This window comes from Fusobacterium sp. (assembly GCF_019012925.1).
Taxonomy (GTDB): domain Bacteria; phylum Fusobacteriota; class Fusobacteriia; order Fusobacteriales; family Fusobacteriaceae; genus Fusobacterium_A.
Window position 1 is genome coordinate 45,670 of sequence record NZ_JAGIRL010000021.1, and the last position, 11,287, is coordinate 56,956.

Consider the following 11,287-nt stretch of genomic DNA (forward strand, 5'->3'; position numbering starts at 1 on the left):
TGAATTTTTTACCTTCCTCTAGAATCTACCGACTATATTGACATACACTCCTCTTGCTCTATAGTCATCATATCTTAGATCATCATTAAAGTCTGTAAAGTTATATCCTACTCCTATTCTTAAATTTTTATGAATGTCGTAGTCAATTCCAGCCATAATTCCCTCTTTTTTATCATTGTTAAGGTCTGATACTAACCAATGGTATTCTCCAGATACTCTCCAATTTTTATAAAAGTTATAGCTTAAGCTCACTGCATATAGAGATGTTTCAGCACTAAACCATTCACTCTCATCATTAGCAGCTTTCATCTCTGCCTTTTTATATGCCCATTTTCCACCTATATCCAATTTCTTAGTAAATGAATATATAGCATCTATTGAGAAGATATTTGATCTTTCATCTAAATCTCCAAATGAGTAATCACTATCCTCATCTACTCCATTTAGATCATAGATATAGCTATATTTCCAAAGCATATTCAATCTATCATTCCAAATAGGACGATAAGCTCCTCCTATTCCCAACTCCATAAACTTGGAATCATAACCACCATTTATTTTGTCTTCAGTTATTGAAAAATCTAGTTTTCCTACTGCTGTCCACTCTTCATTATACTTATATCTCACATCATTTACTGTCAACCACTCTATAGTATAATCCTCTGTTCCTTTATCCTTTATCATCTCTAAACGGTTATTATACTTCCACTTTTTCCTATCATCATAGTATAGATTAGTACTTACAGAGTTTCTCTTACTCTTTCCATCCTCTTCATCCAAATCACCCTGCTCATATCCAATTCCTACTCTCAATTCTTTGGTAAGGTTGATATTCAGTCCATATACTTGAGTAATCTCTTTTCCAGCATCTCTATCTTTATTCAGTTGATTCTCTTGGAAAATCTCATATTTATCCCCTATCAATACCTTTTGTCCAAATGCTACCTCATTGCTTGTACCGTCATACATTCTCTCCTGCTCTAAATTTAAATATGTTTCATATGATTCAGATACAGCATAAGCTAATTGAAGTACTCCAGCACTCTCCTCATTTCCTGCCGAATAATCTCCTGTTATTGATAGTTTATCTGATATTTTTGTAGTTCCTCCTATATTTCCCATAACATCATTAGTATCTATTTTATCTGTACTAAGTGCTTTTTGAACTCCAACATATCCGCTTGTATTTTCAGTAAATTGATAATTCACTGTTACTCCTACATCTACACTTTTTCCAATACCATCAGATTCATAACCTTTTTCTGTAAAGTGTCCACCTGAATTGTGATCATTTAAGTTTGATGAGGTATCATCTCCCTCTTCACTATTGTTACTACTTCTAACAGCTACAGCAACTGACATCTTATCATTTACTGCATAAGTTCCTTGGACACTAACCTCTTGCTCTACATCTTTCTCTCCATCATCTTTCGATTCTGTTCTAGTGAATTCAGCACTTAAAACTAGTCTCTCATTGACAATATAGTCACTTTTTAATCCATATTCAGTATCCGTACTTCCATCATCAAGGGAATCTACTGAAAAACCACCATCTTTTTTATTGTACCAAAATTCTGCCATAGAACCTTGTGTAAATTTACTACTTAACTCATTTAAAGAGAGTACTCCTTTTATTTGATAAGCATCTCCACTATTATCAAAATTCTCATCTTTGTTCTCTTCATTTTTATCTATGTAGTTTATATCTTTAAAATTAAGTCCACCAGTTGATGAGTAAGCTCCCTTACCTATTTTTCTACCTTTACTTTGAGCATATTCCCATTCAATATATGTATTTTCACTCTTTCTCAATACTCCACTCAAACCTTTTAATTCATAACTCTCATCTAACTCTGTACTTTTTACATAAGCTCCACCTATTTGTACATTATCATTTATCCAGTATTTTCCGCTTCCACCAGTAGTATAATCTGAACTATACAGTCCATTTCTATCATAGTACTCATACTGAACTTTCAAGTATGTTTTATAGTCACTAATAGGATTATCCTTTATAACATCTCCCAGCTCTTTATATCCATATTGGAACAGAGGCTGATTAAGAATAATTCTACCTTGAATATTATTTATTGCATAGTCATCACCTTCAGACAGTCCAATCTCCTTTACCTTCTGTCCTGTTCTTTGGTTAATAATCTCTATTGTTACCTCTTCACTACCCTCTACTAAATCTCTATTTCTTAAATAGTAAAGACTTCCACCAGTAGCTAAGAAAATATTATATTCAGACAGTGTTTCTGGATTAGAAAAGAAAACTGTTCCAGAATATTTATCCTCATTATAGCTAGTTACATCTTGACTAGCTCCAATAAATTGTGCTCCATATAGAGATTTAGAGTAATTCACATACTCCCCATTATCAATTGTAGAACTATAGTTCCCCCACATAGCTTTATTTTTATCCCACTCAACTCTCAAATAGAATTGTCCTTGACTCTCCACATCCATCATTGAATATGAATCATCACCAAATGTATACCCCTTATCCTCTCTCTTCATATCTTTGAATATCTCTCTGTTATCTCTTTTCCCTAACCCATCAAAAATATGTTTTAACTCTTGATTTTCAGTATCCATCTGTGCAACTATATTGTATTTTCCAACTCTATTCCTTGTATAGAATGCTAATCTTCCCTCATTAAACATTCCTTCATCATACTCTGAATTTTGTAATAATAGTTCACTCTCTTTCTCTACCTTATTTCTTCCTATTTTTACATCTGCTATACCTACTATGAAGTGATAATTTTCATCTATCTTCATTGGAACTTTATATGAGTAGAGATAGATCTCCTCTATTTTTTTATCTCCGTCTATTTTTATTGTCACACCATCTTTTTCTCTTATTACTACTTTATCTTGCTTTTTAGAATCTATTTCAACCTCAGAATCCTTATCTAAATGTTCTCCACTTTGTATCTCCTCTGCTGTTCTAACAACTTTTCCTATATCATACTCATTAACTTCATAAACTTTGAATTCAAAGTCATATTCACCAGGAAAATAGTATGTCTCATATACAAAATTCCCCGTTTCATCAACACTTATCTCTTGATCATCAAGCACTATTTTATTATTCTCTTCAAATCCCTTTCCATAAAATCTTATCTTATAGAAATCTATTGGTATATGATGAACTCTCAAACTAGAAGTATCATATATACTCTCTATCAATTGTTCATCTGTTTCATTCTCATCTATTTTCTTTACTTTTAATTCCTTAATTTCAGTTTCATCTTTTTTTCCATTTTTATCTTTGACACTTAATTTGTAATAGATGTCCTCTAATTTATTATATTTTTTATTTAAGCTAATCTCATATCTATTATTTAACTTTACCTCATTTAAAACTATACTTCCTAATTTCTCTCTTCCTTGCTTATCTCCAAATATCTCTATCTCTCCATCTTTTATATATTTCAGATAGTTAGAATATATGTAGAAATACACTTTCTCTGTTCCAATCTCTCTATTTCCAACAATATTCAGTTTTGGTTTTACAGTAATAGGATCCAAACTAGCTAGAATCTTTCCTCTCTTCTCTCCACTCTCACTCTCTACCTCTTCTCCTTGTTGAAATAGAATATCCATCTCTTCAACTATTACAGGTTCCTGAAATTTTTTCTCTTCAATAAAAATTTCCTCTTCAGATTCTAATACTACCTCTTCTTCAACATCTTCAGATTCATTATTTTCTGTTTCAAGAGTTTTATCTTTTTTTACTACTAAGATTTTTTTCTCTCTTTTACTCTTTTTGTCCTCTACTGATTTTTTACTTTTTTCCTCTAAAATTGCTACTTTTTTGTTTTTTTCTTCCTCAATTTCAACATCTTTTTTTCCCGGTACACATTTTTTCAAAGTTAATACAATTAATACAACAAACATAAGAATTTTTAGCATTTTCCTTTGCCAATCTCTCATTTATTTCCTCCAACAATTATTTTTTAAAAAAACCTATACTTTTTTATTTGACAAAATATTATTTTTTTGATTTTTTTGTCACAAATTTTACACAAATTAAAATATACACTTTTAGAAAAAGTGTACTTGTAATAACTATTTTTATTGTAGATTATACCATAAATAAGACGTTTTTGTCTATATTATTCATGTATCTAATCATATAATTTTGCTGGTTTTGTCACATTAATTTTTAAATAAAAAAGGTGTTAATGAACTAATACATCAACACCTTTTTCTAGACTTTTATAACAAATCTATCTGTACAACACACCAATATCTTTTCTAAGATATTTTCCTTCAAATTTAACTTTCTCTGCATCAGAGTATGCTTTTGCTCTAGCTTGTTCAAGAGTATCTCCAATAGCTACAACATTTACTACTCTTCCACCATTAGTTAAAAGTTTTCCATTTTCTAACTTTGCTCCAGCAATGAACAGCATATTCTCCACACTATCCATCCCTGAAATCTCATATCCCTTATTGTATTTCTCTGGATATCCACCAGAAGCTAAAACAACACAACAAGCTGATTTATCACTCCATTTTACATTTGTAGTTGATAATTTTTTATCAATACCGCTCTCTAATAATTCAATAAAATCTGATTCCAACAGTGGTAATACAACTTGTGTCTCAGGATCTCCCAATCTCATATTATACTCAAGAAGATAAACACCTTTAGAAGTTATCATAAGTCCAAAGAAAATAAATCCAGCAAAATCCATTCCCTCTGCTTTTATCCCTTGAAGTGTAGGGTTCATTATCTCCTCTACAAACTTATCATAAACCTCTTTTGTAACATATGGATTTGGGGCAATAGTTCCCATTCCACCAGTATTTAATCCTGTTTCTTTCTCTCCAATTTTTTTATGATCTTTAGCAGATATAAATGGTAAAATTATATTTGAATCTGTTACTGACAGTATAGATGCCTCTACTCCATCCAAAAACTCCTCAACTACAATTTGCTCTCCAGCACTACTAAATACTTTATCTACCATTATCTCTTCTACAGCTTTAATAGCTTCTTCTAAGTTTTGGCATATGAGCACACCCTTCCCTGCAGCTAGACCACTAGCTTTTACAACTAGAGGAAACTCACAAGTTTTAATATACTCTTTAGCTTTCTCAGCATCATCAAAAACCTCATATGTAGCAGTTTTTACACCATATTTTTTCATAAAATCCTTTGAAAAAGCTTTTGACCCCTCCAATAGTGCTGCCTTTTTATCAGGTCCAAATATTCTTAATCCCTCTGCTTGAAATTTATCTACTATTCCATCAACTAAAAGCTCTTCACTTCCAACTATTGTCAAATCTATTCTATTCTCTTTAGCGAAATTCAAGATCTCATCTGTTCCTTTTAAGTTTACATTCTCTCCCTTTTCAAGAAGTTCAGTTCCCCCATTTCCTGGAGCACAATATATCTTCTCTACTCTCTCATTTTGACTCACTTTCCAACAGATAGTATGCTCTCTTCCACCGCTTCCAACTACTAATATTCTCATTCTCTCTTCTCCTTTAATTAGTGTTTGAAATGTCTCATTCCACTAAATATCATAGCTATTCCATGCTCATTACAAGCCTCTATTGATTCTTTATCTCTAATAGATCCTCCTGGTTGAATAATAGCTTTTATTCCATGTTTTGCACATGTATCTACCACATCTCTAAATGGGAAAAATGCATCAGATGCAAGTACAGCTCCCTCTATTCTCTCACCAGCTCTCTCTATAGCCTGTTCTGTTGGCCATATTCTATTTGTCTCTCCATTTCCAATTCCAATAGCCATTTTATCTTTTACAACTACAATAGCATTAGATTTTACATGTTTCACTATCTTCATTCCAAAATCAAGATCACTCATCTCTTCTGAAGTTGGTGCTTTTTCTGTAACTGTTTCATAATTAGTTGAGAAGCTTAAATCCTCATCTTGAACTAATATTCCACCATCTACTTTTACTAGATTAACTTTGTCCATTGGTTTATGGTGACATCTTATCACTCTTAAATTTTTCTTAGTTTTTAACACTTCAATAGCTTCTTCAGAGTAATCTGGAGCTATAACTATCTCTAAGAATATTTTCACTAGCTCTTCAGCAGTTGCCTTATCTACTTTTTTATTAATTGCTACTATTCCTCCAAAAATAGATACAGGATCACATTCATAAGCCTTTGTATAAGCCTCATAAACATTATTTCCAATAGCTGCTCCACAAGGTGTAGAGTGTTTTACACCACAACAAGCAGGCTCTTCAAATTCACTAACTACTTTCCAAGCTACATCCATATCCCTTATATTGTTAAATGATAACTCTTTTCCATTCAATTGATCAAAATCCTTCATAGCTCCACTATCAGTAGTTGATACATAGTAAGCTGCTTTTTGATGTGGATTCTCACCATATCTTAAATCCATCACTTTTTCATAAGAGGCATTTAAGTAGTGTGGCATCTCATCTCCTAATAGGAAAGATGAGATTGCAGCATCATAAGCTGATGTTAAATTAAATACTTTTCCAGCTAATCTCTTTCTAGTTTCAAAAGAAACCTCTCCAGCTTCCATTTCATTCATAACTGTTTCATAATCAGCAGTATCACTAATAACTACAACATCTTTAAAAGATTTTGCCGCTGATCTTAGCATTGTTGGTCCACCAATATCTATAAATTCAACTTTTTCTTCAAAAGTTAAATCCTCATTTACTTTTTTGAAGAAAGGATATAGATTTACAACTACCATATCTATAGTCTCTATTCCTCTAGCTTTTATTGTCTCCATATGCTCTTCATTATCTCTTATAGCTAATATTCCCCCATGAATTACTGGGTGAAGTGTCTTTACTCTTCCATCTAACATCTCTGGTGCTTTTGTTACCTCTGCTACCTCTATTACAGGAATATTGTTCTCTTTTAAATATCTATATGTCCCACCTGTTGAGATAATTTCAACATTTTTCTTTATTAAAAATTGTGCAAACTCTAATATTCCACCTTTATCAAAAACTGATATCAATGCTCTTTTCATTATTAATAGACTCCTTTACTCTCTTTCAGATATAATTTTTGCAATAGATTCTGGTAAAAGTTTGTGTTCCTCTACTAAAACTCTCTTTTGCAACTCCTCAGCTGTATCCCCTTCTAAGACTTTTACTCTCTTTTGAGCTATGATCTCTCCGCTATCTACTCCTGTATCAACAAAATGTACTGTGCAACCACTTTCACTCTCTCCAGCTTTTAGAACTGCTTCATGCACTTTTATTCCATACATTCCAGGTCCACCAAACTTAGGGAGAAGTGAAGGGTGGATATTAATTATCTTTCCCTTCCATTTGTTTACAAATTCCTCATCAATTATAGAGAGAAATCCTGCTAATACAATTAAATCAATTCCTTTTTCTGAAACTATTTTATCAATCTCTTTACATAGATCTTTCTTCAATACTTTTCTATCTAAAGTATATCCCTCTATTCCTGCTAGAGTAGCTCTCTCCACTCCATAACATTTTCTATCTCCTATGACAACTTCAACTTTACAATTAAGCTCTCCATTTTGAGATTTATCTATTATAGATTGAAGATTACTTCCACCACCAGAAACTAATACTCCTATTTTAAACATAGTCCCTTTTCTCCCTTTTGAACATATCCTATTTCAAAAGCTTCTTCTCCATGTTTTGCAAGCTCTTCTATTACTCCATCTTTATCTTTAGGATCTACTACTAGTACAAATCCCACTCCCATATTAAATGTTCCAAACATCTCTTCTTCTGAGATTTCACCCTCTTTTTGAATATATTTAAATATATCTAAAACTCTTAATTTCTCTTTTAAAACAACCGCTTGATGACCCTCGCTTATTGTTCTAGGTAAATTTTCAGGTAATCCTCCACCAGTTATGTGAGCCATTCCCTTTACATTATATTTCTCTAATACAGAAAGTACTGGCTTTACATATATCTTTGTAGGAGTAAGTAGTGTTTCACTAATTGGTTTTCCATTATACTCCTTTGTATAGTCAGTGATAACCTTTCTCACTAGAGAAAATCCGTTACTATGTATTCCAGAAGATGGTATAGCAATTAAAATATCTCCTTCAGATGTTGTACTTCCATTTACAATTTTAGTTTTTTCAACAGCACCTACACAGAAACCAGCTATATCATAATCTCCAACTTTATAGAATCCTGGCATCTCTGCTGTCTCTCCACCTATAAGGGCTGCTCCTGCTTGATAACAACCTTCTGCTACCCCTGAAACCAATTCAGCTGCTACTTCAGCATCCAATTTTCCACAAGCTAGATAATCTAAAAAGAATATTGGTTGTGCTCCATGACAAAGTACATCATTTACACACATTGCAACAGCATCTATCCCTACTGTGTCATATTTTTTTGTTGTAAGAGCCACTTCCAATTTTGTTCCTACTCCATCTGTTCCAGAAACTAATACTGGATTCTCATACTTTCCTAATTCATACATAGCACCAAAACTTCCAAGTCCATTTAGAACATTGCTATTCATAGTTTTTGCTACTGCTTTTTTCATAAGTTCTACTGCTCTGTATCCCTCTTCTTTATCTACTCCAGCCTCTTTATATGAAATTGCCATTTTTTCCTCCCAAAATATATTTATTCCTCTGTTGGTGTATCTACTGGATACTCTCCATTAAAACAACCTACACAGTAGTCACAACCTTTTAATGATTTTAACATATTCTCCATTGATAAATAATCTAATGTATCAGCATTTATCTCTTTTCTTATCTCTTCTACTGACATTCTAGCAGCTATTAATTCCTCTCTATGTGCTGTATCTATTCCAAAATAACAAGAGTGTTTAACAGCTGGAGAAGCTGAACGGAAGTGAACCTCCTTAGCTCCTGCTCTTCTTACTATCTCTATCAATATCTTACTTGTAGTTCCTCTCACTAAAGAGTCATCAATTATTACTACTCTCTTTCCTTCAAGATTTACTTTTAATGGATTTAATTTTACCATTACAGCTTGTTCTCTCAAAGCTTGAGTAGGTTTTATAAATGTTCTACCTATGTATTTATTTTTAATTAAACCAATTGCATAAGGTATTCCACTCTCTTCAGCATATCCAATAGCAGCAGGAATTCCTGAATCAGGAACTCCTATTACTACATCTGCATCTACCTTCATCTGTCTAGCTAGTAATCTTCCAGCTTCTACTCTTGATTCATATACATTTAATCCATCAATAACACTATCAGGTCTAGCAAAGTATATGTGTTCAAATGAACATGGAGCTTTTTTATTATTTTCAGAATATCTAAGAGATTCAACACCGTTTTCATCTATTATTACCATCTCACCAGGTTGAATATCTCTTACAAACTCTCCTCCTACTGCATCAATAGCACAAGACTCTGAAGATAGGATATAATCTCCATTCTTATTTGTTCCTAAGCAAAGTGGTCTTATTCCATATGGATCTCTTATTCCAATCAATTTATTTCCTGTTAAAATTACTAAGGCATAAGCTCCTTTTATCGCTCCTAATGTACTTCTAATTGCCTCCTCTACATTTCCACTAGCTTTTCTAGCTATTAATTTTATAATAACTTCAGAATCTATAGAGGTATTGAATGTTGCTCCTCCCTCTTCTAGTAGTTCTCTTATTACTTTAGCATTAGTTAAATTTCCATTGTGAGCTACTGCTATTTGTCCCAATTTATATTTACTCTCAAGAGGTTGAGCATTTTCTATTCTACTCTCACCTGTTGTCGAATATCTAACATGACCGATTGCTGCATTCCCAACAAGTCTATTTAATATTTCAGGTGTAAAGACATCAGCAGTAAGACCCATTTCCTTATAAGTAACTATTTTTCCAAAATTAGAAACAGATATTCCCGCACTTTCTTGACCTCTATGTTGAAGAGCATACAAACCATAATAAGTTATTTGTGAAACCTCTGTTATATTTTTCGAGTATATTCCGAATACTCCACACTCTTCTTCCATTTTATCTTTAGCCATTAGAATTTCTGTGCAGTTCATTATTAAGCCCCCAATCTCTTTAATACTTCTATATAAGCCTCTTCTATTCCTCCAAGGTCTCTTCTAAATCTATCTTTATCTAATTTTTTACCAGTCTCTTTATCCCATAATCTACAAGTATCTGGAGTAATCTCATCTGCTAATAGTATCTCTCCAGCAGCATTTTTTCCAAACTCTATTTTAAAGTCTACTAAAGTTATTCCTGTCTTATCAAAAGCATCTTTTAATAGGTTGTTGATCTCTCCTGTAATTCTGTATATCTCAGCTAACTCCTCATAAGTACATAGTCCTAATGCTACTGCATGGTGATCATTGATTAATGGATCTCCATAAGCATCATTTTTATAACAGATTTCAAATATAGTATTTGTTGGTTTTGTCCCCTCTGGAACTCCTACTCTAGCTGCCATTGATCCTGCTATTACGTTTCTTACTATTACTTCTAATGGGAATATTTTTACTTTTTGACAAAGTTGATCTCTATCATTTAATACATCTACTAAGTGTGTTTTTATTCCATTTTTCTCTAACATTTTAAATAGTGTTGCTGTTATTCTATTGTTCATTACACCTTTATTCTCAATAGTTCCTTTTTTAGCCCCATTTCCTGCTGTTGCATCATCTTTATAGTGAATTATTACTAAGTTCTCATCTGTTGTTGAATATACTTGTTTAGCTTTTCCTTCATAAATAAAATCTTTTTTTTCTACTGACATTTTAATTCCTCCTGAGATACTTTTGATTTTTTATAATAAATATTTTTTATAAACTTTTGCTATTTTTTATAGATCTACACCTGTTTCATTATCTGCTATAAACTTCTCTTTCATACTCTTTCTAAACTCTCTCAATTTGCTTTTTAATTCTGGAGATTTTAATGAAAGCATTTGTACAGCTAACATTCCAGCATTATATGAGTTATTTAATCCAACTGTTGCAACTGGTATTGATTTCGGCATCTGTACTATTGATAACAGTGCATCCATTCCATTAAATGCAGCTTCAATTGGTACTCCTATCACTGGTATTGTAGTTTTTGAAGCTATCACTCCTGGTAGATGTGCAGCAAGACCAGCTCCTGCTATTATGACTTCATACCCTTCTACTTCCAATTTTTCAAGAGTTTCTTCTAACTTTTCTGGAACCCTGTGAGCTGATAAAATATGAGCTGAGTACTCTATTCCAAACTCTTTTAAGCAGTTAGCTGCTCCCCTCATCTTATCAGTGTCTGATTTGCTTCCGAAAATAATTGCTACCTTCATCTTTCCTCCCAA

Annotated in this window: 8 protein-coding genes; all 8 read right to left on the reverse strand. The window is 32.5% G+C overall.

The window, feature by feature from the left end; all coding sequences use genetic code 11:
* Positions 1–18: 18 nt before the first annotated feature.
* The 8 genes from QZ286_RS03250 to purE all read right to left on the reverse strand — a co-directional run bounded on the left by QZ286_RS03250 (position 19) and on the right by purE (position 11,275).
* A complete protein-coding gene (locus QZ286_RS03250) occupies positions 19–3,942 on the reverse strand; it encodes a hypothetical protein (RefSeq protein ID WP_291255550.1) in 3,924 nt (1,307 codons plus the stop codon).
* Between the two features lie 296 nt (positions 3,943–4,238).
* The gene (purD, locus tag QZ286_RS03255) at positions 4,239–5,492 is read right to left on the reverse strand and encodes a phosphoribosylamine--glycine ligase (protein WP_291255551.1); all 1,254 of its coding nucleotides are present in this window, start codon (positions 5,490–5,492) and stop codon (positions 4,239–4,241) included.
* A 17-nt stretch (positions 5,493–5,509) separates the two neighbouring features.
* A complete protein-coding gene (gene purH, locus QZ286_RS03260) occupies positions 5,510–7,015 on the reverse strand; it encodes a bifunctional phosphoribosylaminoimidazolecarboxamide formyltransferase/IMP cyclohydrolase (RefSeq protein WP_291255637.1) in 1,506 nt (501 codons plus the stop codon).
* 12 nt (positions 7,016–7,027) lie between these two features.
* A complete protein-coding gene (gene purN / locus QZ286_RS03265) occupies positions 7,028–7,606 on the reverse strand; it encodes a phosphoribosylglycinamide formyltransferase (RefSeq protein WP_291255552.1) in 579 nt (192 codons plus the stop codon).
* Positions 7,594–8,595, reverse strand: coding sequence for a phosphoribosylformylglycinamidine cyclo-ligase (gene purM / locus QZ286_RS03270; RefSeq protein WP_291255553.1), 1,002 nt, complete (start codon positions 8,593–8,595; stop codon positions 7,594–7,596). Before purM ends, purN begins: the two co-directional genes overlap by 13 nt.
* 20 nt (positions 8,596–8,615) lie before the next feature.
* A complete protein-coding gene (purF, locus tag QZ286_RS03275) occupies positions 8,616–10,013 on the reverse strand; it encodes an amidophosphoribosyltransferase (protein ID WP_291255554.1) in 1,398 nt (465 codons plus the stop codon).
* Positions 10,014–10,015: 2 nt separating this feature from the next.
* Positions 10,016–10,729, reverse strand: a complete 714-nt coding sequence (gene purC / locus QZ286_RS03280; protein WP_291255555.1) for a phosphoribosylaminoimidazolesuccinocarboxamide synthase — start codon at positions 10,727–10,729, stop codon at positions 10,016–10,018.
* Between the two features lie 66 nt (positions 10,730–10,795).
* Positions 10,796–11,275, reverse strand: coding sequence for a 5-(carboxyamino)imidazole ribonucleotide mutase (purE, locus tag QZ286_RS03285; protein WP_291255556.1), 480 nt, complete (start codon positions 11,273–11,275; stop codon positions 10,796–10,798).
* Positions 11,276–11,287 lie beyond the last annotated feature (12 nt).

Bases quoted from the DNA above. Each gene is read 5' to 3' on its own strand.
- QZ286_RS03250 (WP_291255550.1), bottom strand. From the start codon at position 3,942: ATGAGAGATTGGCAAAGGAAAATGCTAAAAATTCTTATGTTTGTTGTA.
- purD (WP_291255551.1), bottom strand. From the start codon at position 5,492: ATGAGAATATTAGTAGTTGGAAGCGGTGGAAGAGAGCATACTATCTGT.
- purN (WP_291255552.1), bottom strand. From the start codon at position 7,606: ATGTTTAAAATAGGAGTATTAGTTTCTGGTGGTGGAAGTAATCTTCAA.
- purM (WP_291255553.1), bottom strand. From the start codon at position 8,595: ATGGCAATTTCATATAAAGAGGCTGGAGTAGATAAAGAAGAGGGATAC.
- purF (WP_291255554.1), bottom strand. From the start codon at position 10,013: ATGAACTGCACAGAAATTCTAATGGCTAAAGATAAAATGGAAGAAGAG.
- purC (WP_291255555.1), bottom strand. From the start codon at position 10,729: ATGTCAGTAGAAAAAAAAGATTTTATTTATGAAGGAAAAGCTAAACAA.
- purE (WP_291255556.1), bottom strand. From the start codon at position 11,275: ATGAAGGTAGCAATTATTTTCGGAAGCAAATCAGACACTGATAAGATG.